The 24,656-nt window shown below is 70.6% G+C and carries 29 protein-coding genes; 12 read left to right on the top strand and 17 right to left on the bottom strand.

The features are described 5' to 3' along the window. Positions 1–28: 28 nt before the first annotated feature. Positions 29–634: a glutathione transferase GstA gene (gstA, locus tag AOZ49_RS17050; protein WP_054476699.1), complete on the bottom strand. Its 606-nt coding sequence runs from the start codon at positions 632–634 to the stop codon at positions 29–31. A 129-nt stretch (positions 635–763) separates the two neighbouring features. After that, a complete protein-coding gene (locus AOZ49_RS17045) occupies positions 764–2,020 on the bottom strand; it encodes a retroviral-like aspartic protease family protein (protein WP_231690377.1) in 1,257 nt (418 codons plus the stop codon). Positions 2,021–2,098: 78 nt separating this feature from the next. Here AOZ49_RS17045 and AOZ49_RS17040 point away from each other — a divergent pair, with 78 nt between their 5' ends. The 3 genes from AOZ49_RS17040 to AOZ49_RS17030 all read left to right on the top strand — a co-directional run bounded on the left by AOZ49_RS17040 (position 2,099) and on the right by AOZ49_RS17030 (position 4,359). Then, positions 2,099–2,974 carry a LysR family transcriptional regulator gene (locus AOZ49_RS17040; RefSeq protein ID WP_054476695.1) on the top strand — a complete coding sequence of 292 codons (876 nt, stop codon included), beginning with the start codon at positions 2,099–2,101 and terminating at the stop codon, positions 2,972–2,974. Positions 2,975–3,055: 81 nt separating this feature from the next. Next, the gene (locus tag AOZ49_RS17035) at positions 3,056–3,484 is read left to right on the top strand and encodes a GNAT family N-acetyltransferase (protein ID WP_054434133.1); all 429 of its coding nucleotides are present in this window, start codon (positions 3,056–3,058) and stop codon (positions 3,482–3,484) included. An 80-nt stretch (positions 3,485–3,564) separates the two neighbouring features. Next, the gene (locus AOZ49_RS17030) at positions 3,565–4,359 is read left to right on the top strand and encodes a DUF169 domain-containing protein (RefSeq protein ID WP_054476693.1); all 795 of its coding nucleotides are present in this window, start codon (positions 3,565–3,567) and stop codon (positions 4,357–4,359) included. Here AOZ49_RS17030 and AOZ49_RS17025 read toward each other — a convergent pair. Beyond that, positions 4,335–5,261, bottom strand: a complete 927-nt coding sequence (locus AOZ49_RS17025) for a LysR family transcriptional regulator (RefSeq protein WP_054434136.1) — start codon at positions 5,259–5,261, stop codon at positions 4,335–4,337. The genes AOZ49_RS17030 and AOZ49_RS17025 overlap by 25 nt on opposite strands. Positions 5,262–5,368: 107 nt before the next feature. On the opposite strand from AOZ49_RS17025, the gene AOZ49_RS17020 reads away from it, so the two are divergent. Then, positions 5,369–6,577 carry an MFS transporter gene (locus AOZ49_RS17020; RefSeq protein WP_054476691.1) on the top strand — a complete coding sequence of 403 codons (1,209 nt, stop codon included), beginning with the start codon at positions 5,369–5,371 and terminating at the stop codon, positions 6,575–6,577. A gap of 73 nt (positions 6,578–6,650) precedes the next feature. Next, complete coding sequence (locus AOZ49_RS17015; RefSeq protein ID WP_054434140.1) at positions 6,651–7,319, top strand: HAD family hydrolase; 669 nt, start codon at positions 6,651–6,653, stop codon at positions 7,317–7,319. A gap of 6 nt (positions 7,320–7,325) precedes the next feature. On the opposite strand, the gene AOZ49_RS17010 is transcribed toward AOZ49_RS17015, so the two are convergent. The 12 genes from AOZ49_RS17010 to AOZ49_RS16955 form a co-directional block, all read right to left on the bottom strand. Next, positions 7,326–7,709: a c-type cytochrome gene (locus AOZ49_RS17010; RefSeq protein WP_054476690.1), complete on the bottom strand. Its 384-nt coding sequence runs from the start codon at positions 7,707–7,709 to the stop codon at positions 7,326–7,328. A gap of 239 nt (positions 7,710–7,948) precedes the next feature. Then, positions 7,949–8,902, bottom strand: a complete 954-nt coding sequence (locus tag AOZ49_RS17005; protein ID WP_054434144.1) for a DMT family transporter — start codon at positions 8,900–8,902, stop codon at positions 7,949–7,951. A 98-nt stretch (positions 8,903–9,000) separates the two neighbouring features. Then, complete coding sequence (locus tag AOZ49_RS17000) at positions 9,001–9,891, bottom strand: AraC family transcriptional regulator (RefSeq protein ID WP_231690370.1); 891 nt, start codon at positions 9,889–9,891, stop codon at positions 9,001–9,003. 37 nt (positions 9,892–9,928) lie between these two features. After that, positions 9,929–11,221, bottom strand: a complete 1,293-nt coding sequence (locus AOZ49_RS16995) for an RNA polymerase sigma factor (protein WP_054476687.1) — start codon at positions 11,219–11,221, stop codon at positions 9,929–9,931. Beyond that, a complete protein-coding gene (locus AOZ49_RS16990; RefSeq protein WP_054476685.1) occupies positions 11,218–11,625 on the bottom strand; it encodes a VOC family protein in 408 nt (135 codons plus the stop codon). The genes AOZ49_RS16995 and AOZ49_RS16990 overlap by 4 nt, the downstream gene beginning before the upstream one ends. Positions 11,626–11,652: 27 nt before the next feature. Further along, positions 11,653–12,063 carry a YciI family protein gene (locus AOZ49_RS16985; RefSeq protein ID WP_054434150.1) on the bottom strand — a complete coding sequence of 137 codons (411 nt, stop codon included), beginning with the start codon at positions 12,061–12,063 and terminating at the stop codon, positions 11,653–11,655. A 164-nt stretch (positions 12,064–12,227) separates the two neighbouring features. Next, entirely contained in the window at positions 12,228–12,581 is a 354-nt protein-coding gene (locus tag AOZ49_RS16980) for a YciI family protein (protein ID WP_054434152.1), read from the bottom strand. A 116-nt stretch (positions 12,582–12,697) separates the two neighbouring features. Then, positions 12,698–12,889 (bottom strand): helix-turn-helix transcriptional regulator, encoded by a 192-nt coding sequence (locus AOZ49_RS16975; protein ID WP_054434154.1) that lies wholly within the window; start codon positions 12,887–12,889, stop codon positions 12,698–12,700. Then, positions 12,886–13,272: a hypothetical protein gene (locus AOZ49_RS16970; protein ID WP_054476683.1), complete on the bottom strand. Its 387-nt coding sequence runs from the start codon at positions 13,270–13,272 to the stop codon at positions 12,886–12,888. The genes AOZ49_RS16975 and AOZ49_RS16970 overlap by 4 nt, the downstream gene beginning before the upstream one ends. A gap of 123 nt (positions 13,273–13,395) precedes the next feature. Beyond that, positions 13,396–14,568, bottom strand: coding sequence for an OmpA/MotB family protein (locus AOZ49_RS16965; RefSeq protein WP_054476681.1), 1,173 nt, complete (start codon positions 14,566–14,568; stop codon positions 13,396–13,398). Further along, entirely contained in the window at positions 14,565–15,428 is an 864-nt protein-coding gene (locus AOZ49_RS16960) for a motility protein A (RefSeq protein ID WP_054434158.1), read from the bottom strand. The genes AOZ49_RS16965 and AOZ49_RS16960 overlap by 4 nt, the downstream gene beginning before the upstream one ends. Before the next feature lie 223 nt (positions 15,429–15,651). After that, positions 15,652–16,185: a GNAT family N-acetyltransferase gene (locus AOZ49_RS16955; protein ID WP_231689977.1), complete on the bottom strand. Its 534-nt coding sequence runs from the start codon at positions 16,183–16,185 to the stop codon at positions 15,652–15,654. Positions 16,186–16,319: 134 nt separating this feature from the next. Between AOZ49_RS16955 and AOZ49_RS16950 the strand changes: the two genes are divergently transcribed. Next, on the top strand, positions 16,320–17,840 hold the full coding sequence (locus AOZ49_RS16950; protein WP_054476679.1) for an NYN domain-containing protein: 1,521 nt from the start codon (positions 16,320–16,322) through the stop codon (positions 17,838–17,840). A gap of 41 nt (positions 17,841–17,881) precedes the next feature. Here the strand turns inward: AOZ49_RS16950 and AOZ49_RS16945 are convergent, their stop codons facing one another. Next, positions 17,882–18,712 carry an AraC family transcriptional regulator gene (locus tag AOZ49_RS16945; protein ID WP_231690369.1) on the bottom strand — a complete coding sequence of 277 codons (831 nt, stop codon included), beginning with the start codon at positions 18,710–18,712 and terminating at the stop codon, positions 17,882–17,884. Between the two features lie 106 nt (positions 18,713–18,818). On the opposite strand from AOZ49_RS16945, the gene AOZ49_RS16940 reads away from it, so the two are divergent. Continuing rightward, entirely contained in the window at positions 18,819–19,103 is a 285-nt protein-coding gene (locus AOZ49_RS16940) for a hypothetical protein (RefSeq protein WP_054435734.1), read from the top strand. Here the strand turns inward: AOZ49_RS16940 and AOZ49_RS16935 are convergent. After that, on the bottom strand, positions 19,093–20,091 hold the full coding sequence (locus AOZ49_RS16935; RefSeq protein WP_054476677.1) for a CAF17-like 4Fe-4S cluster assembly/insertion protein YgfZ: 999 nt from the start codon (positions 20,089–20,091) through the stop codon (positions 19,093–19,095). The genes AOZ49_RS16940 and AOZ49_RS16935 overlap by 11 nt on opposite strands. Before the next feature lie 157 nt (positions 20,092–20,248). Here AOZ49_RS16935 and mltG point away from each other — a divergent pair, with 157 nt between their 5' ends. From mltG to AOZ49_RS16910, 5 genes are all read left to right on the top strand, one after another. Next, positions 20,249–21,385, top strand: a complete 1,137-nt coding sequence (gene mltG / locus AOZ49_RS16930) for an endolytic transglycosylase MltG (protein ID WP_054476675.1) — start codon at positions 20,249–20,251, stop codon at positions 21,383–21,385. After that, positions 21,382–22,005, top strand: coding sequence for a dTMP kinase (gene tmk, locus AOZ49_RS16925; RefSeq protein ID WP_054476673.1), 624 nt, complete (start codon positions 21,382–21,384; stop codon positions 22,003–22,005). The genes mltG and tmk overlap by 4 nt, the downstream gene beginning before the upstream one ends. Continuing rightward, positions 22,002–23,051: a DNA polymerase III subunit delta' gene (gene holB, locus AOZ49_RS16920; RefSeq protein WP_054476671.1), complete on the top strand. Its 1,050-nt coding sequence runs from the start codon at positions 22,002–22,004 to the stop codon at positions 23,049–23,051. Before tmk ends, holB begins: the two co-directional genes overlap by 4 nt. Before the next feature lie 76 nt (positions 23,052–23,127). Continuing rightward, entirely contained in the window at positions 23,128–23,898 is a 771-nt protein-coding gene (locus tag AOZ49_RS16915) for a TatD family hydrolase (protein WP_054435743.1), read from the top strand. A gap of 40 nt (positions 23,899–23,938) precedes the next feature. Further along, positions 23,939–24,656: ankyrin repeat domain-containing protein (locus AOZ49_RS16910; RefSeq protein WP_054476669.1), on the top strand; the 718-nt coding region annotated here is incomplete at its 3' end.

Genomic DNA, 24,656 nt, shown 5'->3' with positions numbered 1-24,656 from the left:
TTGCGATCACCAGCCGGCCGCGTGCCGCTCAACCCCGCGCTTCGGCCGCCAGCGCGGCCTGCACGGCGGGGCGGGATTCGATCCGGCGCTGGAATGCCTCCAGGGCAGGCCAGCGCGCCAGGTCCACGTCAAGCTGCGGCGCCCAGCGCAGCACCGCGTACAGGTAGATATCGGCCAAGCCATAGCGGTCCTGCACCAGGGCCTGTCGCTCGCGCAACGCGGTGGCGACATGTTCCAGGCGTTTTTCCAGCCGCGCCTGCCACCACGCGCGCGCCGCCTCGGGCAGGTCGCGATTGAACAGCGGGCCGAAGCCGCCGTGGATTTCCGCCGAGATGAAGTTCAGCCATTCGTGCAATTGGCTACGGGCCCAGCTGCCGGCGGGCGGGGCCAGCCCGGCTTCGGGCCGCAGGTCGGCCAGGTACTGGCTGATGGCGGGGCCTTCGGTCAGCACCTGGCCGCCGTCGATTTCCAGCGCGGCCACGTAGCCCTTGGGATTGATGGCCAGGAAGTCGCGGCCGTCGGCGGTGCGCTTGCTGCGGTTGTCGACCCGCACCAGGTCGAACGGCAGGTCGAGTTCGCGCAACACGATATGGGGCGACAGCGAGCAGGTGCCGGGAGCGTAATAGAGTTTCATGCGGAATGTCCGGGGGATGTCCTGATTGGGACGGGGAGGCCCAGGATCAACCGATTCCGAATATTCATAAAATTACTTCTTCATAAATGAGAAATAAGTAGTTGTGATGGCTGATTCACACCCTCGATGTCAGCCATCCGTCGCCGGCACGGCGATAGACCATTGGCGGGGTCCGAAGTGGGTGTCGAAACGGGACAGGAACGATTGGCCCAGCAAGCCGTCGATGCCAGGACCGAACGCGGATTCGGCGCCGGCCTGGACCACGACCGGAACCTGGTTGGCGGCGACCTGACGGATCCGGATGCGTTTGGCCATGCCGGTGTGCACGTCGGTGTTGCCGTTGGCCGTCTGTACCGCGATCCTGCGGCCCCCGAGATAGTCGATGCCCGCACGCTCGGCAAAGGCGCGGGTGATGGCAACCACGCTGGCGCCGGTGTCGACGATGAACGTGCCTTTCTTGCCATTGACTTCGACCGAGGCCAGGATGACCTGATCGGGTTTGCGGGCGAACGTATCCTTGCCCGAGGCATAGGAGGTGGGGCAGTCCCGCTGGCGCTCGTACTCAGCGACGAGCCGCTTGCCCTGCGGGTTTTGCGTGCGCGAGGGATCCAGCGACATCCACATGCGCACCGTGCTTGCCGCTTCGCAATGGCGCCCGAGCCTGGCCTGCGCTTGGGCGGTCTCGGTGAACACGCCGGAGGCCAGCCGTCGTGGATTGGGCGACAGGGCAATCACTTCCAGGTAGTCGGCCAGCGCCTGTTCGTATTGCTGAGTCTGGCTGTATGCCTGCGCCCGCGTATAGCGCATGCGCGTGTCGGCGGGATGGTCTGCGATCAGGCGGTTGGAAATGGCGATGGCCTGGGGGTAGTCCCGGATCACGAGCAGATCGCCCACGGCGGACAGCAGGAAGCCGTCGGCATTGCCGCATTCGTCGGCGAACGTGATCAACGCCTGGGCCGCCTCCTTGCGGTAACCCATGGCCTTGAGCTGCGGCGCCAGGGCACCCATGGCCTGACTGTTGCACGGCGTGGTGGCCAGCTGCCGCAGGGCCCGCTGGATCTCGGCCTTGGCCAGGTCGCCGCGCGCGATGCCTTGCATGCCCAGCCGTTCGAGCGGGGCGCGCAGCGGGTCCGGCGCATTCGTGGATTGCGCCGTCGGGGCGACGGGGGTGGAGGAATCACAACCCGTTGCGATCACGGCCGAGGCGATGAGGGCGAAGCGCACCGCTTGGAGCAAGGCGGACCGGTCGAGCGGCATTTCCAGTGTTCCATTGATGATCGGGCAAGAGCGGAAGTTTAGGGAAACGTCATAGCGTTTTGATGACTTCGTGCGGACGCAGGCCAAAAGACAGACCCGTGGCGACGTTGCGGTCGGCGCGGCGGTCATCACGGTAGATTCAGGGGGGGGCGGGCGAGTGTCGGTAGAATTTCCGGTTTCGAGACGATCCGTTATCTTTTCCCTGCCATGATGAACCTGATCCATTGGCGCTTGCTGCTGGCGGTGGTGGACGCCGGCAACATCACCCATGCCGCCAAGCAGGTGGGCATGACGCAGTCGGGCGCCAGCCAGGCCATCGCGCAGCTGGAACACCATCTGGGCGCGCCGCTGTTCACCCGTGAACGGCGCCAGAGCGTACCCACCGCGCTGGGGCTGCGGGTGGCGCACGAGGCGCGCGCCATGCTGGCCGCGCACGGCCGCATCCGGGCCTTGGGGCGTGAGGCGTCCGGCGCGCCGGGCGGGGTGTTGCGGCTGGCCAGTTTCCCGATGGTGTTCTCGACTATCCTGCCGCCGGTGTTGCGGCGCTTTCGCCAATTGCATCCGGCCATCGAGGTGGTGCCGCTGGAAGCCAGCGACAGCGAGATCGAGACCTTGCTGGCGGCGGGCACGGTGGACGTGGGGGTGGTGCTCAATCCGCCCGCGCGCCGCGGCGCCTGTCCGCTGGGCGAGGACGACTGGGTCGCGGTGCTGCCGGCCTCGCATCCGCTGGCGCGCGGCGCGTCGGTGGCGCTGGCGCAACTGGCGGCGCAGCCGTTCGTGCTGGCCACGGGCGGTTGCAACGTGCACGCGGCCAGTGTCGCGGCCGACGCCGGCCTGGCGCTGGCCGACGTGCGCGCCACGGTCATGGAATGGTCCAGCGCCTATGCGCTGGTGCGCGACAACGTCGGCGTGGCCCTGGTGCCCGAACTGACGTTGCCTGAGAACCGCCGTGGCCTGCGGGTGCTGCCCCTGGCGACGCCGGTGCGGCGGCGTTTCGCGCTGGCGGCGTCGCCGCAGGCCGCCGGCTTGCCGGCGGCGCTGGCCCTGTTCGAGATGTTGCGGCAGGATGACAGCCGGGCCTGAAGCCCGGGCGCCGGCCTGCGAGCGCCGTCATCGCGGCGACATCGGGCCGGCCTACGATCGGCGTCTTTTGGCAGAGGCGACATGATCATCCGCAACGCAGAAGCCGGCGACAGCGCCGATATCGTTGAACTGCTGGCCCAACTGGGCTATCCCGGCACCGCGGGCTTCGTGCCGGACAAGATCGAGCGCCTGCTGGGGCATCGCGACGCCGAACTGCTGGTGGCCGAGGACGGCGACCGGCTGCTCGGTTTCATCGGCCTGCATTTCATGGTGCAGCTGGCGCTGCCGGGCGATTTCTGCCGCATCACTTATTTCTGCGTCAGCGACGCGGCCCGCGGCAGCGGGGTGGGGCGGGCGCTGGAAGAGGCCGCCGCGGCCCTGGCGCTGGCCCGTGGCTGTGACCGCATCGAGGTGCATTGCCACGAGCGCCGCGTCGACGCGCACCGCTTCTATTACCGCCAGGGCTACGAAGAGTCGCCCAAGTACCTGATGAAGTCCTGCCGGCCCTGAGCGTTGGCGGCCGGCCATGGCGCCGGCGCGCCGCTGTCGTGTAGTCTTGCCCGTTCCAACGACAAGTCCAAAGGACGGGCATGGAAGAGACAACGCAAGACAAGCCGCTCGACTGGGCGGCGTTGGTCGATGAACTGAACCGGCTGCTGCGGCTGAAGACCACGGTCATCGGCATGAAGCTGTTCGAGGACGAGGCGGCGCTGGCCGGCGTGAAGGGGCTGCGGCGCCCCAAGGCCACGCATACCACCGACCAGATCGTCGGTATGGCGGCGCGGCTGGGCTGGACGGTGGGCATCACCGGCGACGACCTGGTCGGATCGCAATGCCGTGCCGTGATCGGCCTGGGACCGCAGGACGAGGCCTGGCGCAGCGGCAAGGAATACGTCGGCGTGTGGCATGCCACCGAGGCCGACGCGCGCGCCCGCCAGGAAGCCCTGTCCTGTGTGCCGGCGGGCAAGTACCGCGCCCTGGCGGTGTCGCCGCTGGTCTCGGGCCGGCTCGACCCGCCCGACATCTGCCTGATCTATGCGACGCCAGGGCAGATGATCATTCTGATCAACGGCCTGCAATGGAAAAACTACCGGCGCTTCGACTGGAGCGTGGTCGGCGAGACCGCCTGTGCCGACTCCTGGGGGCGGGCGCTGGCCACCGGCGAGCCCAGCCTGTCCTTGCCCTGTTACGCCGAGCGCCGCTACGGCGGCGTGCCCGACGAGGAAATGCTGATGGCGTTGCCGCCGCGCTATCTGCCCATGGCCATCGAAGGGATGAAGGCGTTGTCGGCCAATGGCCTGCGCTATCCGATTCCCCCGTATGGCATCCAGAACGACGTGCGCGCCGGCATGGGCGTGAGCTACGCGCAGCCGCCACGGGCTTGAGGCGGCCGAGCCAGCGCCGCCGCCAGCGCGCGCGCGGCCGGTCCCAGCGGCTGGTCGATGCGGTGCGCCAGGTAGACCTCGGTGGTCACCTGGCTGCCGCGCCCCAGGCTGGCGGTGGGCAGGCGCAGCAGCCGGCCCTCGGCCAGGTCGCGCTCGACCAGCCACAGCGGCAGCCGGCCCCAGCCGACGCCGGCCAGGATCAGCGCGTGCTTGGTGTCCTGGCCGCTGACGCGGCAGGTCTGCGGCGACAGCACCGCGAAGTCGCGGCCGGCGCTGAGGCTGGACGGATCGCTCTGCACCACCTGGATATGGTCGGCCAGGTCCGGGGCGGTCAGTGGCGGGCCGTCGGCGACGCGCGCGGCCAGGGCATGGCCGGCGCCCACCACCGCCACCATCTGCACCGAGGACAGCGCCTGGATCGCGATGCGCGGATGGCGGAAATGCTCGCCGGCGATGATGCCCAGCTGGTGGCTGCCGTCCAGCAGCGCGGCAATCGGTCCGCCCAGCGGCAGCACCGCGACGCGGCTGGCCACCGAGGGATAGATGGCGCGCAGGCGGTTCAGCGCGGCGCCGACCTGCGCGATGGGATAGAGGGTGTCCACCACCAGCGACAGTTCCAGTTCCACGCCTTCGCCCAGGCCCTGGGCGCGGGCGCGCAGGGCGTCGACCCGCAGCAGGATGTCGCGGGCGTTGGCCAGCAGTGCCTGGCCTGCCGGCGTCATGACCGGGCGATGGCCGCCACGGTCGAACAGGCGCACGCCCAGCTGGGTTTCCATGTTGGCGATGGCATGGCTGACAGCCGACTGCACCCGCGACAGCTGCTTGGCGGCGGCGCGGAAACTGCCGGTGTCGGCCACGGCGGCGAACACGCGTAGCTGGTCCAGGGTGAGGGCGTCTATCATCGTGCGTCCTGATCTATTTTTCAGATCGGTTCCATCAAAAGATTATCACTTATCAGAATCGGTTCCGGCCGGCATGCTGGCGGCATTGCAAGCGAGGAGAGGCGAGGATGGACAAGGTGGAAAGCGCGGCGCAGGCCGGCCAGCCGGCGGCGACGCGTTGGGGAGCGGTGCTGGCGATCGTGGGCGCCGGGGTGGTGGCGTCGCTGCAGGTGGGCAAGGTGATCATCGCGGCGCCGCTGTTGCGCCGCGACCTGGGGCTGGACCTGGCGTCGATCGGCACGCTGACGGCGGTGTTCTCGATCCTGGGCGTGCTGGGCGGCATCGCGGCGGGCGGCGTGATCGCGCGCTTCGGCGCGCGCCGCATGCTGCTGTGGGGCCTGGCGACGGTGGCCGCGGGCACGGCGGCGGGCGCGCTGGCGCCGGGCTATGGCGTGCTGCTGGCCTCGCGCGTGGTCGAGGGCCTGGGCTTCCTGCTGATCACGGTGGCCGGCCCGGCGGCGCTGCAGCGCCTGGTGCTGCCGTCCAGCCGCGACCTGGCCTTCGCGCTGTGGAGCTGCTACATGCCGGCGGGCATGGCCATCGCCATGCTGGCCTCGCAGGCCTTTGGCGACTGGCACGCCTACTGGTGGTGCGCCGGCGCGGCCGCCGTGATCGCGCTGGGCTGCATCGCCGCGCTGGCGCCGCCCACGCCGGCCGGCGCCGGCCTGTCATGGCGCGGGCTGCGGCAGGACACGACGGACACGCTGGGCGCGGCCGGTCCCATGCTGCTGGCGGCTTCGTTCACGCTCTACAGCCTGATGTTCTTCGCGCTGTTCACCTTCCTGCCGGTGCTGCTGATGGACAAGCTCGGGCTGCCGCTGGCCACCGCGGGGCTGTACAGCGCCGCGGCCAGCGCCGCCAACATCATCGGCAATCTGGGCGCGGGCGTGCTGCTGTCGCGCGGCTGGCGGCGCTCGACGCTGATCGCCTGCGCCAGCGTGGCGATGGGCGTGGTGGCGCTGCTGATCTTCCGCTCGGTGTTTCCGGCGATGCCGACCTTTCTGCTGTGCGTGCTGTTCTCGGCGGTGGGCGGGCTCATCCCGGCGACGCTGCTGGGCACCGCGCCGCTGGTGGCGCCGCGGCCGGCGTTGACGGCGGCCACGGTCGGGCTGGTGATGATGGGCAGCAACCTGGGGCAGGTGATCGGGCCCGTCACGGTGGGCGGGGTGATCGACCGCTATGGCTGGGCGCAGGCGTCGCTGATCGTGGCGGCCGCGGCGCTGGGCGGCCTGGCCGTCGCCTGGCGGTTGCGTCGACTGAACGGCGCGCGCCTGTAGCCGCCGCCGGGACCGGTGCGTCGATTGTCATGCGGACGGCCTATCATGGGGGCTCGCATCCCGTGGAGTCCCTATGCCTACGCCTGCCCCGCGCCTTGTCATCTTCGATTGTGACGGCGTCCTGATCGACAGCGAAATCATCGCCGCCCGCGCCCAGTCGCGCGCGCTGGCCGAACACGGCATCGCCATCACGCCGCAGGAAGCCGCGCGGCGTTTCGCCGGCATCCCCGACGCCGACATGTGGCAGACCCTGCAGGAAGAGAACGCGCGGCCGCTGCCGCCGGACTTCCCGCGCGAGTACGCCGACCGCTTGCAGGACACCTTCCGGCGGGAGCTGCGGGCGTTGCCTGGGGTGCTTGAGACCCTGGCGGCCTTGCGCCTGCGCGGCATCGAGTATTGCGTGGCCTCCAGCAGCACGCCGCCCAAGCTGGAGGCGGCGCTCAAGCTGGTGGGGCTGTGGGACGCGTTCGCGCCGCATGTGTTCAGCACGGCGCAGGTGGCGCATGGCAAGCCGGCGCCGGATGTGTTCCTGTTCGCCGCGCGGCAGATGCGCACGGCCATCCTGGAATGCGTGGTGGTCGAGGACAGCGTGCCGGGCGTGCGCGCCGCGCGGGCCGCGCGCATGCGGGCGGTGGGCTATATCGGCGCCTCGCACAACGGGCCGGACCAGCGCCAGCGCCTGCTGGACGAAGGCGCCTTCGAGGTCATCAGCGACCTGCAGCGCCTGTCGGAGATCATCTAGCCCGCGTCAGCGGCTCTTGGCGATCACGCCGGTCATGTACTCGTTCAGGTCGCGGAAGTCCTTGACCGTCCAGGCGTGCGGCGGCACCTTCACGCCATTCTCGCGCAGGGTCTTGGGAATCAGGTCGCCGTTGGGGCGCAGGATGACCGAGGACACGATGACGCCCGGATAGTCGATCAGCCGCTTCCTGAACGCGGCGGTGGTGAGATCCGGGGTGGGCGGATTGCTCTTCCTGGACAGGGGGCCGGTGCCCTTGATGTCCGCGCCGTGGCACATGGCGCAGCGTTGCTGGAAGAGATTCTTGCCGTTGAGGTTTTCGGCGTGGGCAAGCGGCGCTTGAAGCAGCGCGGAGAGGCCCAGCGCGGCGAAGCATGCTGTTCTTGTTTTCATGTACTCGTGTCGTCTCGATCGGCGTCCAGGGCGGGCGCTCCGGCGGCGCCAGGGCATGCCCGCTTCCTGCGTCGGCAGTCCAGCCAATCCGGATCCTGGGCGGCGCGAAAAAATGCGCCTCGCATTCTAGAGCCTGGCGGCGTCGGGCCGCTGAACGCAGGCCGCCGAGCCCGGGTCGCCGACCATCGACCGCCAACCATCGGCCGCCCGGCGTCGGCCGGTTGGCGGTCGACATGCCTCTAAGCGGGCAGCGGCTCGGGCTTGACCCGCACCGCGCTCAGCACGCCGATCATCAGCAGCGCGATGCCGGCCAGCGTCAGCGGCTGCGGCATGCTGCCGCGCAGGATGAAGGCGTAGGCCAGCGCCGCCAGCGTTTCGAACACGATCAGCTGCCCGACCAGCGCCGTCGGCAGGCGCTGGCTGGCTTCGTTCCAGCACAGCGTGCCGAGCCATGACGAGAACAGGCCGATGATGATCATCAGGCCCAGGAACACGTCGGGGCGCGGTCCCAGCGGCATGGCGAAGTCGCTGCCGGTGGCGGCCATGCCGGCCCACAGCAGGCCGTAGCCGGCCAGCGCCAGCGGCAGGGTGGCCACGCCCTGGGCGGTGGCCCAGGTGCGCGGGCTGCGGCCGGGATGGTTGCGCAACCAGTCGGCGTTGCGCAGCGGATACCAGGTCCAGCAGGCGACCGCGGCCAGCGCCAGCACCGCGCCGATGGCGTAGCGCGACAGGTCGGCGTCGGCCTCCTGGCGCAGCGCCTGCAGTTCCACCTGGTTGACGCAGCCGATGCCCAGCGCGATCAGCACCAGCGAGGGCGCCAGCCGCTTCCACGGCAGGCGGCCGTCGCGGCGCGCGTTGCGCAGGTTGGCGCAGATGGCGATCACCACCGGCAGGGTGCCGATGATCATGGTCGGCACCGGGCCGCCGGCGCGCTGGATGGCGCTGGCCAGGCACAGGTAGTACAGCAGGTTGCCGATGGCCGCCAGCTTGAGCGCCTCGATCCAGTCGGCGCGGCCGAGCTGGCGCAGCGCCTTGCGGTCCAGCCAGGCGAGCGGAATGGCGATCAGGCCGAACGCCAGGTAGCGCGCCACCGATTGCAGGGCGGCGGGGTATTCGGGCAGCAGCAAGGGGCCGACGAATACCAGCCCCCACATCAGTCCGGCCGCCAGGGCGTAAGAGGTTCCTGCCCACATAGCTGTGTTCCCATCGCGAAATTCAACAGATGGGCCAGTCTAGCGACGGCCGCGGCGGCCGGTCTTGTACCAGATTGCTGCGGCGCCGGAGCGGCGGTTCAGGCGCGCACTTGCTTCTGGTAGCGCGCCGGCGTGACGCCGTAGCGGCGGGTGAAGGCGCGGGTCAGGTGGGCCTGGTCGGTCAGGCCGGCGGCCAGCGCGGTCTGCGCTGGCGTCTCGCCCGCGGCCAGCAGCCGCTTGGCCTCGAACAGGCGCAGCGCCATCAATGTCTGCTGCGGCGTGGCGTGGTACTGCGCCTGGAAGCTGCGCAGGAAGTGGAACGGGCTGAGTCCGGCGACTTCGGCCAGTTCTTCGAGGGTGAGACGGCGCGCCAGGTGGGCGCGCAGGTAGTCGATGACGCGGCCGAAGCGCGCCGCGGCTTCGGGGCGCGGCGGCCGCGGCACGCGGGCATGGCGGCGGAACTCGGCCAGCAGCGCGTGCAGGGCGCTGTCGAACGCCAGCGGTTCACGCGCCTGCCACAGCGCGTCTAGCAGGGCGGTGACGCGTTGCGCGCTGGCGCTGTCGTGGCTGACCGCGCAGTCGAACCACCAATCGGCCTCGCCGGCCACCTGTTCGACCACGGCGGGGTCGATGTAGGCCATGCGGTAGCGCCAGCCGCCCTCGGTCTCGGCGCGGCCGGTGTGCAGTTCGTCGGGGTTCATCCGCACCACCGAGCCGGGCGGCGCCAGGTGCTCGGCGCCACGGTAGCGGAAGCGTTCCACCCCGGTCTCGATGGCGCCCAGGCCGAAGGCCTCGTGGGTGTGCGGCTCGAAGGCGTGGCGGATGATGTGGGCGCGGTATAGCTCGATGCCCGGCCGGTGCGCCGGGCGCCGGAATTCGGCGCGGTCATTGGGGTGGTCGAAGGCCTGCGGCACGCCCGCGATCAGCGGTTCGGGGCGCGCGTCGGGGGCGACAGGGACGCCGCCGGCGGAGGGCAGGAAAGAGGCCATGACGGAATTTAAGCACGTTCGGCGGCGCCGCGCCGGCCTATCCCGCCGCCCGCATGGCGGCGGCGCGCGCCAGCAGCATCTCGCGCTCGCGATCGTTGCGCGTCATGCCGGCGGCGCGCTCGAATTCCGCCAGCGCCTCGGCGTGACGGCCTAGCTTGGCCAGCAGGTCGCCGCGCACGCTGGGCAGCCAGTGATAGTTGGCCAGCGCCGGGTCGCGCGCCAGCGCGTCGGCCAGATCCAGTCCGGCCTGGGGCCCGAACGCCATGCCCACGGCCACCGCGCGGTTCAGTTCCACCACGGGCGACGGCATGGCCTGCGCCAGCGCTTCGTACAGCGCCACGATGCGCCGCCAGTCGGTGTCCCCGGCCTGCCGCGCCCGCGCATGGCAGGCGGCCAGGCCGGCCTGCAGGGCATACGGACCGCTGGCCCCGCCCAGGCTTTCGGCGCGTTCCAGCGCGGCCAGGCCGCGCCGGATCAGCAGCGAGTCCCAGCGGCCGCGATCCTGTTCCAGCAGCAGCACCGGGCGGCCCTCGGCGTCGCTGCGGGCATGCAGGCGCGAGGCCTGCAATTCCATCAGCGCCACCAGCCCGTGCACTTCGCTGTCGTCGGGCGCCAATTGCGCCAGGATGCGGCCCAGCCGCAGGGCCTCGTCGCACAGCGCCGGCCGCATCCAGTCCTGGCCGGCGGTGGCGGCATAGCCTTCGTTGAAGATCAGGTAGATCACTTCCAGCACCGAGGCCAGCCGCGCCGCGCGTTCCTGCGGCCCGGGCACCTCGAACGGCACGCGCGCCGCGGTCAGGCTGCGCTTGGCCCGCACGATGCGCTGGGCGATGGTCGATTCCGAGGCCAGGAAGGCGCGCGCGATCTCGGCGGTCGACAGTCCGCCCAGCAGGCGCAGCGTCAGCGCCACGCGCGCCTCGGTCGACAGCAGCGGGTGGCAGGCGGTGAAGATCAGGCGCAGCAGGTCGTCGCCGATGTCGTCCTGGCGCGCGGCGTCCAATGCCTCGACGAAGTCGGGCTCGACGTCGGCCTGCAGCGCTTCGAGCTCGTGCCCGATCTGCTCGTGCTTGCGGCGGTGGATGGCGTCCAGCCGCAGGCGGTCGCGCGCGCGGTTTTTCGCGGTGGTCATGAGCCACGCTCCCGGGTTGTCCGGCACGCCGCTGGCCGGCCAGCGCTCCAGCGCGGCCACCAGCGCGTCCTGGGCCAGTTCCTCGGCCAGGCCGACATCGCGCACCAGCCGCGCGACGCCGGCGATGACGCTGGCGGCCTCGATGCGCCAGACGGCTTCGATGGCGCGATGGGTCGCCGCCGATCCGGTCGCCGCGGTCATGCTTGCGGCGTCGCGCCGGGTTCCATGTAGAACACTTCCCAGATGTGGCCGTCCAGGTCATCGAACCCGTGTCCGTACATGAAGCCATGGTCCTGCGGCGGGCGCGGCGCGGCGCCGCCCGCCGCCTTGGCGCGCGCGACCAGGTCGTCGACCTCGGCGCGGCTTTCGCAGGACAGCGCGATCAGGGATTCGGTGGCGCCCTTGGCATCGACGACGGGTTTGTTGGTGAAACCCTGGAAGAAATCCTTCACCAGCAGCATGACGTAGATGTTGTCGCCCACGACCATGCAGGCGCCCTGGTCATTGGTGAACTGCGGATTGAAGCTGAAGCCCAGGCTCTTGAAGAAGGCCTGCGATTTCGCCATGTCGGCGATGGGGAGGTTGACGAAGATCTGCTTGTGCATGGCGTGTCTCGCGAGAAAGGAGGGGGATCAGTGGCCGTTGCCGGGCAGTTCGCGGAAGCGCTCGATTTCCTTGCCGGGCGCGAAGTCGTCCAGCTCATAGACCTGGCGCACTTCGATGGCGCAGGGCTGGCCGGGGAACGGGTCGGGAAAGCGCAGCGTCCATTGCATGGCTTCCTCGCGCGAACGGACCTGGATCATGGTGTAGCCGGCGATCAGTTCCTTTGTGTCGGCGAAGGGGCCGTCGACCACTTTGCGCTGGCCGTTGTCGTACTGCACCCGCCAGCCCTTGGACGACGGCTGCAGGCCGTTGGCGTCCAGCAGCACGCCGGCCTTGGCCAGGCTCTCGTGGTAGGTGGCCATGGCGTCGAGCAGGCTGGCCTCGGGCAGCTTGCCGGCCTCGCTGTCGGCGTTGGCGCGGACGATGATCATGAATCGCATGGGAAGTCTCCTGGTGGCAAGGCCCCGCGCTGGCGGCGGCGGGGTCGGTACTGGCACGACGCATGACGCGCCCGCGAATCGACAGGCGGACGCTCGAATCAGGGTAAATACCTAGCGATGCAGGGGGGCTGGCCGGCCCGCGCGGCGCGGTCGGCGCGCGGGCGCTACAGGAAACAGGGCCCCAGCTCGCGCACCTCGACCGTGGCCCATTGCGCGGCCGGGCACTCGGCCGCCAGCGCCAGGGCCTGTTCGCGGTCGTCGCAGGTGAGCAGGAAGAAGCCGCCGATCATCTCCTTGGCCTCGGCGAAGGGGCCGTCGACCAGCGTGCGCTGGCCGTCGCGCACACGCAGGCGCACGCCTTCCCGGTCGGACTTGAGGGATTCGGCGCGCGCCAGCAGCCCGCGCGCCTGCAGGCCTTCGGCATAGCGCAGCATCTGCGCGTAGGCATCGCGGCCCTGTTCAGGGGTGCGCTCGGCGCGCTGGCCGGTGGGTTCGACGATCAGAAGCATGTACGGCATGGCGGGTTCCTGGCGGGCGGGGCCCGGTGGACATGGCAAACGGCCGCGCGCCGAGGGATGCGCGGCGAGGCAGCCGCCAGATTACCGCTGTTTGCGCGGCGCGGGATCGCGCCGCTTCAGTCTTCCTGGAAGATCGTCTCGATCGGCAGGCCGAACACGCGGGCGATGGCGAAAGCCAGCGGCAGGCTCGGGTCGTAGCGGCCGGTCTCGATGGCATTGACCGTCTGGCGCGACACGTTCAACTGTTCGGCCAGCGCGGCCTGGCTCCAGCCGCGCTCGGCGCGCAGATCGCGGATCAGGTTCTTCATCGGTGGCGCAGGTGGTCGATGGCGCTGGTGGCGAGCCAGGCGGCGGCCATCAGCGGCCAGACGAAGAACATGCTGAGGCGCGGAAAGCCGGCCAGTTCCAGGAAGCCGTAGGTGAAGGTGATGCCCGCCGTCGCCGTGGCGGCAATGGCCAGGTGTTCGGCCGTGGTCTTGCGGATGAACTCGTCGGAACGGCGGATCTGGCGCACGACGGCGCGGATCACCAGCAGGATCGCCAGCACCGGGCTGGCCAGCAGGACGGTGCGCGGCGCGCCCGGTTCGAGATGCAGGCCGGCGTAGATCGACATGGCCACCATCGCCACGTACAGCGCCATGGTGCCGCCGAATTCCTTGAGATACAGGCGTCGCGCCTGGGTTTGATGCATGAGGTCGATCTCCGGTTGTGTAAAGCGTGCTTGACATTGTGGCGCCGCGATTTCGTGGTGTCAAGGTTCCTTTACATCGACGGCCAAAATAAAACCGGCCGCAGCCGGTTGGGGGGAGCGCGATCAGGACTGGGTTGCGGCGGTGGCCTCGGTCGGCGTCAGGGTCGAGGGCGGCGTGGGTTCCGGCGGGGCGGCCTCGGGGGCGGCTTCGCGCGGGACGGTCGCCGCCGCGGTCTCGGCCGGCTTGGCATCGGCTGCCTTGGCATCGGCGGTCTTGGCATCGGCAGCCTTGGCATCCGCGGCCTTGGCCTCGGCCGGCCTGGCCTTGCCGTTCGCGGCGGCGGCCGCCGGCTTGCCGTCCGTGCCCTTGGCGTCGGCCTGGGCCGGCTTGGTCGGGGCGGTGATGTCCATGATCAGTTCGACGCGGCGGTTGGCGGCGCGGCCGGCCGGCGTGTCGTTGGACTCGATCGGACGCGTCTCGGCGTAGCCCACGGCGCGCAGGCGGCTGCCGGCCACGCCGTCGCGCACCAGTTCGCGCAGCACGCTGGTGGCGCGGCTGCTGGACAGTTCCCAGTTGGAGGCGAACTGGCGGGTCTGGATCGGCACGGGGTCGCTGTGGCCCTCGACCGACACCTGGTACTCGTTCTTGTTGAGGATCGCGGCCAGGCGCTTGATCACGTCCAGGCCCGACGGGCTGAGGGTGGCCTGGCCCGAGGGGAACAGCAGCTCGTTGCTGATGCGGAAGCTGACCGACTGCTCGTTGATGATAACGTCGACCGACTTGCCCAGGTCGCCCAGGCCAAGCGATTCCTTGGACGGCGCCTTCAGCGGCGCGGCGGCCTGCGTCACCACCTCGCCCTCGGCGGCCGGGGCGGCCGGGGCCGGCGCGCCGGCGGCCGCGGCGGCGGGCTTGCCGGCGTCGGCCCAGCTGGCGGGAATGGCCGGGGTGTCGAATTCGGCGTACTCGCCGTCATAGGCGGGCAGGCCCTTGGCCGCCAGGCTGCCGACCAGGTCGACGGGCTGCTCGCCGGATTCGTAGAAGCCGCCATGCAGGCGCGAGACGGCCAGCATCACCACCAGCATGGCCAGCAGCAACGTGATCAGGTCCAGGTAGCTCAGCAACCAGTTCTCGGCATCGCTCTCGACCGTTTCATCGACGTGCCAGCGGGCGTAGCGGTCCTTGCGGTCGCTCTTGCTCGGGCGCCAGCCGCTGTTGGCGGCCGCCTTCTGCGCGCGCAACTGGGCCTGGCGGGCCTGCTCGATCCGCTGCGCCAGGGAGGGGGAAATCAGGCTCATTGACGCGCGGCGGCCGGGCGGGTGATGGACACGGGTTTGGCGGCCGTGGGCACCTGGCCCTCGGTCTTGCCGCGCGGCGCGGAGGCGCCGCCGTCATAGATTTCGTCCTCGACGTGCATGACGAACGAGTTCAGGGTCTCGCGCACCACGGCCGGGCCGCGCTTCTCGCACATCATCGAGATGCCCTGCAGCACCATGTTCATGGACTCGACGCGGCGCGCGGTGCGGCGCTCGAGCTTGACGGCGATCGGCTTGCACACCAGGTTGGCCAGCAGGATGCCGTAGAAGGTGGTCATCAGGCCGATGGCCAGCTGTTGGCCGATGGTGGTCATGCTGCCGTCGCCCAGCACGGCCATCAGGTTGATCAGGCCGACCAGCGTGCCGAGCATGCCGAAGGCCGGCGCGAACGTGGCCATGACGCGGAACATCTGCGCTTCGGCCATTTCACGCGCCTTGAGCCGCGCCACGCGCCATTGCAGCAGTTCGATGATCTGGTCTTCGGGGGTGTTGTCGATGATCAGCTGCACGCCGGTGCGCAGGAACGGGTTGGTGACCTTCTTGAGTTCCAGTTCGACCTTGTGGACGTCGGTGTTCATCCACAGCTGCGCCATGTTGACCAGTTCCTCGATGTCGCGCTGCTGGTCGTGCTGGTCGTGGCGGAACACCGTGCCGACCAGCTTGAAGACCCGCATCACTTCGGACAGCGGATAGGCGATGAACAGCGCGGCGGCGGTGCCGCCCAGCACGATGGCCAGGCCCGGCAGGTTGAAGTACATGCCGGGGTTGGTGGCGGCCAGCGCGATGACGATGACCAGGGTGAGCAGGCCGACGATGGCGCCGATGACGGTAGACGGATTCATGGATCTTGCCGATAGCGAGGGCATCCGGTTCACGGAATGCGGGATGGTGGCAAATTCTAGCCACGCCGCGGCCGGGGCAATCCGCCGGAAAACGGGGCGAAAGGGGCGGTAAGCGCCGGCTTAAACCCCCGGTCAGCTGGCTGGCCGGGTCTGGCCCTCGGGCAAAGAAACGGGGCCGGATTTGCCGGCGCCGCGCCGGACGAGCCGACGCCGCCGGCCGGGATCAGCGCTTGCGCGCCCGCCATTCCTCGCGCGTGATTTCCCAGATTTCGGCCATCTGGCGTCCCGACACGAAGCCGCGCTCTTCGGTGGCCACCCGCCGCATGCCGGTGCGGTCGGACAGCCGGCGCGAGCCCTCGTTGGCCACCGCCTTGGGGGCGCGCAACACGGGCTGGTCCAGCACCTCGAACCAATAGCCGGTGACCGCCTCGCTGGCCTCGGTCATGTAGCCCTGGCCCCGGTATTGCGGGTCGAGCCAGAAGCCGCGGTGGTTGCCCGGATCGTCGCGCATCAGGCTGATGAGGCCGATCAGGCGGTCCGGTTCGGCGCGCGGACGCAAGGACCAATGCCACTGCACGCCGCGCCGCATGGCCGGCAGCGCCACCTGTTCCACATAGGTGCGCGCGCCGTCCTCGGGGTAGGGCCAGGGCACCTGTTCGGCCAGGTAGCGCACCACTTCCCACTGCGGAAAGATGCGCTGGATGGCGGGCGCGTCGTCCAGGCACAGCGGTTGCAGCAGCAGGCGTTCGGTGCTCAATGGGGGATGGGGGATATCGTCACGCATCGCGGTCGGGGAAGGTGAGTGGACGGAAATGTATATCATGGGCGGCAAAACGCGGCCAATCGCCCCGGCCAGGCGGCCGGGATGGCCGCCGCAACGGAGAAACACTTATGAATGCAGCCAACGAAAACGTCAGCATGGCGCTTTTTTGCGACTTCGAGAACGTGGCGCTTGGCGTGCGCGACACCAAGTACCAGAAGTTCGACATCCGGCCGGTGCTGGAGCGCCTGCTGCTCAAGGGCAGCATCGTGGTCAAGAAGGCCTATTGCGACTGGGAGCGCTACAAGGAATTCAAGGCGCCGATGCACGAGGCCAATTTCGAGCTGATCGAAATCCCGCACGTGCGCCAGTCGGGCAAGAACTCGGCCGACATCCGGCTGGTGGTGGACGCGCTGGACTTCTGCTACACCAAGTCGCACGTCAACACCTTCGTCATCATCAGCGGCGATTCCGATTTCTCGCCGCTGGTGTCCAAGCTGCGCGAGAACAACAAGAAGGTGATCGGGGTGGGGGTCAAGCAATCCACCTCGGACCTGCTGATCGCCAACTGCGACGAATTCATCTTCTATGACGACCTGGCCCGCGAAGGCCAGCGCGCCGCCGACGCCCGCCGCGACAACCGCGGCGGCGGCAATGCCGGCCAGCGCCGCTCGCCCGATGAAGAGCGCCGCCGCAAGGAAGAGCTGGAGGCGCGCAAGACCCAGGCGGTGGACATGGTGGTCGAGACCTTCGAGGCGCTGATGGCCGAACGCGGCGACAGCGGCAAGGTCTGGGCCTCGGCCCTGAAGGACGCGCTCAAGCGCCGCCGGCCCGATTTCAACGAGTCGTACTACGGCTTCCGCGCCTTCGGCAACCTGCTGGACGAAGCGCAGTCGCGCGGCTTCCTGGACGTCGGGCGCGAGGAGAAGTCGGGCACCTATGTCTACCGCGACAGCGCGGGCGGCACGCCGGCCAGGGTTGGCGGCAAGCCTGCGCTGCGCGCCATGGCGGCGGCGGTCGAGGCGTCCGAGAGCGCTGCCGATGCGGCCTCGGGTTCCCAGGCCGACGAGGCCGATGCCAAGCCCGCCCGCGGCGCGCGCGGCGGCCGCAAGAGTGCGTCGGGCGGTCGCGGCGGCCGCCAGGGCGCGGGCCCGGCGTCGGGCCGCCAGGCCGCGCCCGTGGACCGCGACGGGGGCGAACCGACGGAGCGAGAGGATCGCGAGGCCTGGCCGCGACCCGGCCAGCCGGCCGCGGTCGAGACCGCATCGGTGGCGCCGCAAGCGGCGCCCGTCCTGGCTCCGGCGCCCGCGCCGGCCCCGGAGCCGGCCGCGCCGCCCGTCACGGACGACCATCCGTCCTCCACCGAGGCGCCGGCCGAACCGAAGAGCCGGCGCGGCGCGCGCAGCGGCCGTGGCGCGGCCAAGACCGCGCGGGCGGCCAAGGCGCCCGCGCCGCAAGCCAGTCACGCGGACGGCGCCGTCGAGGCGCCCGCCCGCGCCAAGGCCGCGCCGCGGGACACGCCGGCCCCCGACGCTGGAACCCCGGGCCATGCGGCCGCCGATGGCGCCGCGGCCGATGCCGCGCCGGCCAAGCCGGCGCGCAAGACCGCCCCGCGCGCACGCCGTCCCCGCAAGGCCGCCGACGCCGAGTAAACCGGCGCGTTGGCACGGGCCGGCGCCACGCCGCCGGTCGTTCAATCCCCCACCGGACCCCGGCCGTCGTAGCGGCCGGGCGTGACGCCGTATTCCCGCTTGAACATCGCGATGAAGGCGCTGACGTTGTCATAGCCCGATTCCAGCGCGGCGGCCGTCACGCCTTGGCCGGCCGCCAGTATTTCCTGCGCCCGCATCAACCGCGCGCGCTGACGCCACGCCCCCAGCGACAGGCCGGTCTCGGCCAGGAAGCGGCGCGCCAGCGTGCGCGGCGCCATGCCGATCGTGTCGGCCCAGGCGGCCAGCGGCCGGGTATCGGCCGGCGCGTCGGACAACGCCAGCGCCAGGCGCTGTAGCCGCGGGTCGCGCGGCAGCGTCAGGCCGTCGCCGGCGCGCGGCAGGGTGCGGATCTCGTCGCGCACCACTTCGGCGATGCGGCGCTGGGCGGCGTCCCAGACCGTATCCGACCAACCGGCGGCGCGCTCGACCGCCGCCAGCAGCAGCGCCGACGCCCGCAGGGCGCAGGGCGCCGCCGGCAGGTCGGCGCAGGCCGCGGGGCTGAGGTAGACGCTGTAGCCCGCGTACGGGCCATGCGAACGCAGCCCGTGCGGGCAGTCGGGCGGAATCCAGATCGCGTGCGCGGGCGGCGCGACCCATTGGCGGTCGCCGGCCACCACCGTCAGCAGCCCGCGATACGCGCCGAACAGCTGGCCGCGCGCGTGCCGGTGCGTGGCGGTGTGGCGCAGCGCCGCGTCCTGGCGCCGCACGGCCAGCAGGGGCGGCCCGTCGGGCGCGGCGGCCAGGTCGGGGGCGATCAGGGGCGAGGCGGCCTCGGCGGGCGTCGGGGGCGGGCAGGGGCGGCGCATGGACATGGCGGATCCAGGTTGGCACAAACACGGTATTGATTGTCGAAATTACCGCAGATTTGCCGAGCGGGGGCGACTATCGTGAGCCTGTGCCCATCGACAGGAGAACATCATGCAAGCACAGGACTTATTGCCGGACGACCGCAATGCCGCCCAATTCGAGGGCGTGACCGTGCGCAAGGGCACGGTCGGCGCCTTTCTGCTGAACGCGCGGGTGTGGTGCGACGCCGACGCGGCGCCGGCCGCGCGCGAGGTCGCCGCCCGCGACATGCGGGAGGCCTTGCCGGCGCTGCGCGCGCTGGGGCTGTTCGAGGTGCTGGAAGTGCGCGATCCGGCGCTGCGGCGCTGGCTGGACGCGGCCGGGGCCGCGTCCGCCGGCGGCGAGGTTACGGCGTGATGGAATAGGGCAGCGGCGCGGCGGCGATGCGCGGGCCGTCGGCCGCGCCCAGCCGCAGGTCGCCCTCGGGCAGCGCGGCCAGCGTGGTCTCGAACAGCACCGACACGCCGTCGTCGCCGCGGGCCGCGTCGACGATGCGGCCGGTCGGCTCGCCCGGCTGGGTGGCGTCGAACACGTCCTGGCCGGCCAGTGCGGCATCGGCCACGCCGGCATCGGCGATGGTGCCGAACGCCATGCGGCGCTTGACGGTGCCGCGGTAGTGGCTGCGCGCCACCACTTCCTGGCCGGGATAACAGCCCTTGGTAAAGCTGACGCCCTGGATCAGGTCCAGGTTGACGGTCTGCGGAATGAAGACGTCCTGGGTCGCCGTGGTGATCCAGGGGATGCCGGCGGCCAGGTCGGCCGCGTGCCATTGCGCGGCCGGGATCTGCCCGAGCACGGCGGCCAGCGGCGCGGCCACGGCCAGTTGCTCGTCGGACGCGATCCACCACCAGCGCGCCACGGCGCCGGCCGCGGGCGCGGCGATCCAGGTGCCGGAGGGCAGCTCGGCGCGTTGCCAGGGCGTGCGCGGCAGGGCGCCGGCGGCCGCTTCCAGGGCGGCCAGCTGCGCCGGGTCGGCCTGCACGCCGGCCACGTGCAGCGCGGCGGGGGCCAGCTTGACCTTGGCGCGCAGCACGAACATGGACAGGCGCTTGATCAGCGCCGCGGCCAGGTCCTGGCGCACCAGGGCGTACAACTGCGGGGCGTCCTCGGCCGGGGCGGCGCCGCGCCACATCACCAGGGTCGCCAGCAGGCGGCCCTTGGCGGTGCAGTAGCCGGCCAGGCGGGCGGCATCGGCGGGCAGGCCGGTGACGTCCTGGGTCAGCTGGCCGTGCAGAAAGGTCAGCGCGTCGGCGCCGCTGGCGCTGAAAACGGCGAAATCGTCCAACGGCGCCAATTGCGCGCAACCTTCGGCGCGCGCCGGGATCGAAGAATGGAAAGCATGCATGGCTGCGTGGGCCCGTGACTCGTCATCAAAGGGTTGATGATAGCTGTGTTCTCATCCTGGCAGGCCGATGCCCGCGCAGGGCAAAGGGGCGCGCGACGCGCTACGGCCCTCGTTTTGCGCCGACAGGTCCGCGCGATCCATTAAACTTCCCAGACTTATGAAGAAGCGACTCCGTTTTTACGTCCTGTGGTCATTCCTGCTCATCGTGCTGGCCGTCGCCGCGACCGTCGGCGCCGCCTGGCACTGGATGCATCGACCCATTCCTCTGTCGGCCGACAGGATCGATTTCGTGGTGGACCCGGGCAGCAGCCCGCGCACCGTCGCGCGCGCGCTCAACGCGGCCGGCGTGCCGGTCTGGGAGCCGGGTTTCGTCTGGATGGCGCGCCTGACCGAGCAGGACAAGCTGATCAAGGCCGGCGGCTACCAGGCCATCAACGGCGACACGCCCTGGCTGCTGCTGGAACGCATGGCGCGCGGCGACATGACCCAGCGCCAGATCACCTTCCTGGAAGGCTGGACCTTCCGCCAGATCCGCCAGGCGCTGCGCGAGAATCCCGACGTCAAGCAGACCCTGGGCGACATCAGCGACGAAGCCCTGATGGAGCGCCTGGGCTCGGACATCAAGCATCCGGAAGGCCTGTTCTTCCCCGACACCTACATCTTCACGCCGGGCAGCTCCGACTACGACCTGCTGCGCCGCGCCTACCAGGAAGGCCAGCGCATCCTGGACGACACCTGGGCCAAGCGCCAGGCCGATCTGCCGCTGTCCACGCCGTATGAGGCGCTGGTGCTGGCGTCCATCATCGAGAAAGAAACCGGCCATGGCCCGGAGCGCCGCCGCGTCTCGGGCGTGTTCACCAACCGCCTGAAGATCGGCATGCTGCTGCAGACCGACCCCACCGTCATCTACGGCATGGGCGACGCCTACCAGGGCCGCATCCGCAAGCGCGACCTGCAGACCGACACGCCCTGGAACACCTATACGCGCCCGGGCCTGCCGCCCACGCCGATCGCCGCCGCCGGCCGCGCGGCGCTGCTGGCCGCGGTGCAGCCCGAGCAGCACAAATTCCTGTTTTTCGTCTCGCGCGGCAACGGCACCAGCGAGTTCTCGGTGAACCTGTCCGAGCACAACCGCAACGTCTCCCGCTACATCCTGGGCCAGACGCCGGCGGCCCGCCCGGCGCCGGCGGCCAGGCCCGCCGCGTCCGCGCCCGCCGCCGCGCCGACGCCCGAGACGGCACCCACTTCCACGCCGGACGACGATCCGGCGCCAGCACAAGGACAAGAACAATGACCTCACGCGGACGCTTCATCACGCTGGAGGGGGTCGACGGGGCCGGCAAGAGCACGCACACCGAGTGGATCGCCGAGTTCCTGCGCGGCCAGGGCCTGGAGGTGGTCTCCACCCGCGAGCCCGGCGGCACGCCGCTGGGCGAAAAGCTGCGCGCCCTGGTGCTGACCGACCCGATGGGCCTGGATACCGAGACCCTGCTGATGTTCGCCGCCCGCTGCGAGCACCTGCACCAGGTGATCGAGCCGGCGCTGGCGCGTGGCGCCTGGGTGGTCTGCGACCGCTACACCGACGCCACCTACGCCTACCAGGGCGGCGGCCGCGGCCTGGGCGCCGCGCGCGTGGCCGCGCTGGAAACCTGGATGCAGGCCGGCCGTCCCGACCGCACCTGGCTGTTCGACGTGCCGCTGGCGGTGGCGCGGGCGCGCCTGGCCGACGCCCGCGAGCCCGACCGCTTCGAGCGCGAAGGCGCCGCCTTCTTTGAACGCACGCGCGCCGCCTACCAGGCGCGCGCCGCGGCCGAGCCCGACCGCATCCAGGTGATCGATTCGACCCGCGCCATTCCCGAGATCCGCGCCGAGCTGGAAGCCGGCTTGCGCCAACTGGTGGCGGCCCGGCCATGAGCGCGCCCCAGTTCCTGCCCTGGCAGATGGAGACGGCGCGGGCCTGGCTGGGCAACCGCGAGCGCTTCGCCCACGCCTGGCTGGTGCACGGCCTGGCCGGCATCGGCAAGCTCGACTTCGCCAATGCCGCCGCCGCCAGCCTGCTGTGCGAGACGCCGCAGGACGGCCTGGCCTGCGGCCATTGCGCCGCCTGTGCCTGGTTCGCCAGCGGCAACCACCCCGACCTGCGCCGCATCTGGCCCGAGGCCGTGGCGGTCGAGGAGGGCGCCGACGCCGCCGAGGGCGCGGAAGAGGCCGAGCCGGCCACGGGCGCGGCCAAGAAGGCGCCGTCCAAGGAAATCCGCATCGACCAGATCCGCTCGCTGGAATCCTGGTTCAACACCGCCACCCACCGGGGCGGCTGGCGCGTGGCGCTGCTGTACCCCGCGCACGCGCTGAACGTGGTGTCGTCCAACGCCTTGCTCAAGGTGCTGGAAGAGCCGCCGCCGCATACCGTGTTCCTCTTGGTGGCCGACGCGCCCGACCGGCTGTTGCCGACGCTGGTGTCGCGCTGCCGCCGCCTGCCGCTGCCGGGGCCCGATCCCGACACCGCGCTGCAATGGCTGCGCGACCAGAACGTGGAGCCGGCGCGCGAATGGCTGGCCGCCGCCGGCGGCGCGCCGCTGGCCGCGTTGCGCCTGGCGCAGAACGCCGAAACCGCCTGCCCGCCGTGGCTGACCCAGTTGGTCGGCCCGCTGGCCAAGGGCCAGACGCCCGACGTCGGCACCCTGGCCGAGGCCCTGGAAAAGGCCCCGCCGGCCGAGTGGGTCGACGCGCTGCAACGCCTCTATACCGATCTGATGCTGGCCGCCGCCGGCGCGCCGGTGCGTTATTTCCCGGCGCTGGCCGCCGTCGTGGCCGAGGTCGCCGCGCGCATGAACACGGCGCGCGCGGCCGAGGCCGCGCGCTGGCTGACGCGCCAGCGGGCGCTGGCCACGCATCCCTTGAATGCCAAGCTTTTCGCCCACGCGACGCTGCAGCGCGTGGTGCTATCCTGCCAGGCGTAACCTGCCGCGGCGCGGCGACGGATCCGGCCTGTCCGGGCCGCCGTCCAGACGCCGCGCCTTTCCTCATCCAAGTCTCATGTACGTCGATTCCCACTGCCATTTGAATTTCCCCGAGCTGGCGGCCGACCTGCCCGCCATCCTCGAACGGATGGCCGCCAACCAGGTGACCCACGCGCTGGTGGTCAGCGTCAACATGCCCGAATGGCCGGGCCTGATGTCGCTGGTCGAGCCGCAGCCGAACCTGTGGGCCTCGGTCGGCGTGCACCCCGACTACGAGGACACGCCGGACCCCGAGCCCGAGGAGCTGGCGCGCCTGGCGGCCCACCCGAAGGTGGTGGCCATCGGCGAGACCGGGCTGGACTACTACCGCCTGTCCGAGCCGCTGGACTGGCAGCGCGAGCGTTTCCGCCGCCATATCCGCGCCGCCCGCGACACCGGCCTGCCGCTGATCGTGCACACGCGCTCGTCGGCCGAGGACACGGTGCGGATGCTGCGCGAGGAGCGCGCCGCCGAGGTCGGCGGGGTGATGCACTGTTTCACCGAGACCTGGGAAGTGGCCCAGGCCGCGCTTGACCAGAATTTCCACATCTCGCTGTCCGGCATCGTGACGTTCAAGAACGCGCATGTGGTGCACGAGGTGGCCGCCAAGGTGCCGCTGGACCGCCTGCTGATCGAAACCGACTCGCCGTACCTGGCGCCGGTGCCGTACCGGGGCAAGCTCAACGACCCGTCCAAGGTGATCCACGTGGCCGAGAAGATCGCGGATCTGAAGGGCATTAGCGTGGCCGAGGTGGCGCGTGCTTCAACGGAAAATTTCTTTAATCTTTTCAATAAGATAAAGAAATAATCTAACGTCAATTATTTAAAGTAATTTATCAGGATTGACCATGGCTGCCAGCGCTGCGTTCTCCCGTCACCGCCTCGTCTCGCACTGCCGCAGCGCACTGCTGGCGTTGTGCGTCGCCGTTTCGACGCCGGCGCTGGCCCAGGCCGCCAATCCGTCGGATTGGTGGGTCTATGTCGCCAACGACTACCCCGACGAAATCAAGGACCTGCTGGCGCAGGGCGCCGACCCCAACGTGCGCTACCGCAATGGCCAGCCGGCCCTGATGCGGGCGGTGGTCGACGGCGCCTGGAAGGTGTTCGACGTGCTGGCGGCCAACCCGCGCACGGACGTCAATGCCGAGAACCCGGCCGGCGAGACGCCGCTGATGTACCTGGCCATCGCTGGCCAGACCGACCGGGCGCGGGCGCTGATGGCGCGCGGCGCCCAGGTCAACCGCCTGGGCTGGACGCCGCTGCACTATGCGGCCTCCAAGGGCCAGCTGGCCATGGCCAGCCTGCTGCTGGAACGCAAGGCGATGGTGAACGCGCCGGCGCCCAACGGCGAAACGCCGCTGATGATGGCGGCGCTGTCGGGCAACAAGGCGATGGTCGAGCTGCTGCTGAAGGCGGGCGCCGACGTCACCACCCGCGATACCAAGGACCAGAATGCCGCGGATTGGGCCCGCACCGGCAAGTCGACCAGCCTGGCCGCCGAGCTGCAGACCCTGATCGCCCAGCAGGAGGCGGCCAAGCGCGCCCGCCGCGCCAGCGGCCCGGCCG

The organism is Achromobacter sp. 2789STDY5608615, from assembly GCF_001298995.1.
Classification (GTDB): Bacteria; Pseudomonadota; Gammaproteobacteria; order Burkholderiales; family Burkholderiaceae_B; genus Achromobacter; species Achromobacter insuavis.
The sequence above is the reverse complement of the archived record's forward strand: the minus strand, read 5'-3'. Positions and strand labels throughout refer to the sequence as shown.

What these genes read in the sequence shown, in the direction of transcription:
- gstA (WP_054476699.1), bottom strand. Translation starts at nt 634, where the DNA reads ATGAAACTCTATTACGCTCCCGGCACCTGCTCGCTGTCGCCCCATATC.
- AOZ49_RS17045 (WP_231690377.1), bottom strand. Translation starts at nt 2,020, where the DNA reads ATGACCGCCGCGCCGACCGCAACGTCGCCACGGGTCTGTCTTTTGGCC.
- AOZ49_RS17040 (WP_054476695.1), top strand. Translation starts at nt 2,099, where the DNA reads ATGATGAACCTGATCCATTGGCGCTTGCTGCTGGCGGTGGTGGACGCC.
- AOZ49_RS17035 (WP_054434133.1), top strand. Translation starts at nt 3,056, where the DNA reads ATGATCATCCGCAACGCAGAAGCCGGCGACAGCGCCGATATCGTTGAA.
- AOZ49_RS17030 (WP_054476693.1), top strand. Translation starts at nt 3,565, where the DNA reads ATGGAAGAGACAACGCAAGACAAGCCGCTCGACTGGGCGGCGTTGGTC.
- AOZ49_RS17025 (WP_054434136.1), bottom strand. Translation starts at nt 5,261, where the DNA reads ATGATAGACGCCCTCACCCTGGACCAGCTACGCGTGTTCGCCGCCGTG.
- AOZ49_RS17020 (WP_054476691.1), top strand. Translation starts at nt 5,369, where the DNA reads ATGGACAAGGTGGAAAGCGCGGCGCAGGCCGGCCAGCCGGCGGCGACG.
- AOZ49_RS17015 (WP_054434140.1), top strand. Translation starts at nt 6,651, where the DNA reads ATGCCTACGCCTGCCCCGCGCCTTGTCATCTTCGATTGTGACGGCGTC.
- AOZ49_RS17010 (WP_054476690.1), bottom strand. Translation starts at nt 7,709, where the DNA reads ATGAAAACAAGAACAGCATGCTTCGCCGCGCTGGGCCTCTCCGCGCTG.
- AOZ49_RS17005 (WP_054434144.1), bottom strand. Translation starts at nt 8,902, where the DNA reads ATGTGGGCAGGAACCTCTTACGCCCTGGCGGCCGGACTGATGTGGGGG.
- AOZ49_RS17000 (WP_231690370.1), bottom strand. Translation starts at nt 9,891, where the DNA reads ATGGCCTCTTTCCTGCCCTCCGCCGGCGGCGTCCCTGTCGCCCCCGAC.
- AOZ49_RS16995 (WP_054476687.1), bottom strand. Translation starts at nt 11,221, where the DNA reads ATGACCGCGGCGACCGGATCGGCGGCGACCCATCGCGCCATCGAAGCC.
- AOZ49_RS16990 (WP_054476685.1), bottom strand. Translation starts at nt 11,625, where the DNA reads ATGCACAAGCAGATCTTCGTCAACCTCCCCATCGCCGACATGGCGAAA.
- AOZ49_RS16985 (WP_054434150.1), bottom strand. Translation starts at nt 12,063, where the DNA reads ATGCGATTCATGATCATCGTCCGCGCCAACGCCGACAGCGAGGCCGGC.
- AOZ49_RS16980 (WP_054434152.1), bottom strand. Translation starts at nt 12,581, where the DNA reads ATGCCGTACATGCTTCTGATCGTCGAACCCACCGGCCAGCGCGCCGAG.
- AOZ49_RS16975 (WP_054434154.1), bottom strand. Translation starts at nt 12,889, where the DNA reads ATGAAGAACCTGATCCGCGATCTGCGCGCCGAGCGCGGCTGGAGCCAG.
- AOZ49_RS16970 (WP_054476683.1), bottom strand. Translation starts at nt 13,272, where the DNA reads ATGCATCAAACCCAGGCGCGACGCCTGTATCTCAAGGAATTCGGCGGC.
- AOZ49_RS16965 (WP_054476681.1), bottom strand. Translation starts at nt 14,568, where the DNA reads ATGAGCCTGATTTCCCCCTCCCTGGCGCAGCGGATCGAGCAGGCCCGC.
- AOZ49_RS16960 (WP_054434158.1), bottom strand. Translation starts at nt 15,428, where the DNA reads ATGAATCCGTCTACCGTCATCGGCGCCATCGTCGGCCTGCTCACCCTG.
- AOZ49_RS16950 (WP_054476679.1), top strand. Translation starts at nt 16,320, where the DNA reads ATGAATGCAGCCAACGAAAACGTCAGCATGGCGCTTTTTTGCGACTTC.
- AOZ49_RS16945 (WP_231690369.1), bottom strand. Translation starts at nt 18,712, where the DNA reads ATGTCCATGCGCCGCCCCTGCCCGCCCCCGACGCCCGCCGAGGCCGCC.
- AOZ49_RS16940 (WP_054435734.1), top strand. Translation starts at nt 18,819, where the DNA reads ATGCAAGCACAGGACTTATTGCCGGACGACCGCAATGCCGCCCAATTC.
- AOZ49_RS16935 (WP_054476677.1), bottom strand. Translation starts at nt 20,091, where the DNA reads ATGCATGCTTTCCATTCTTCGATCCCGGCGCGCGCCGAAGGTTGCGCG.
- mltG (WP_054476675.1), top strand. Translation starts at nt 20,249, where the DNA reads ATGAAGAAGCGACTCCGTTTTTACGTCCTGTGGTCATTCCTGCTCATC.
- tmk (WP_054476673.1), top strand. Translation starts at nt 21,382, where the DNA reads ATGACCTCACGCGGACGCTTCATCACGCTGGAGGGGGTCGACGGGGCC.
- holB (WP_054476671.1), top strand. Translation starts at nt 22,002, where the DNA reads ATGAGCGCGCCCCAGTTCCTGCCCTGGCAGATGGAGACGGCGCGGGCC.
- AOZ49_RS16915 (WP_054435743.1), top strand. Translation starts at nt 23,128, where the DNA reads ATGTACGTCGATTCCCACTGCCATTTGAATTTCCCCGAGCTGGCGGCC.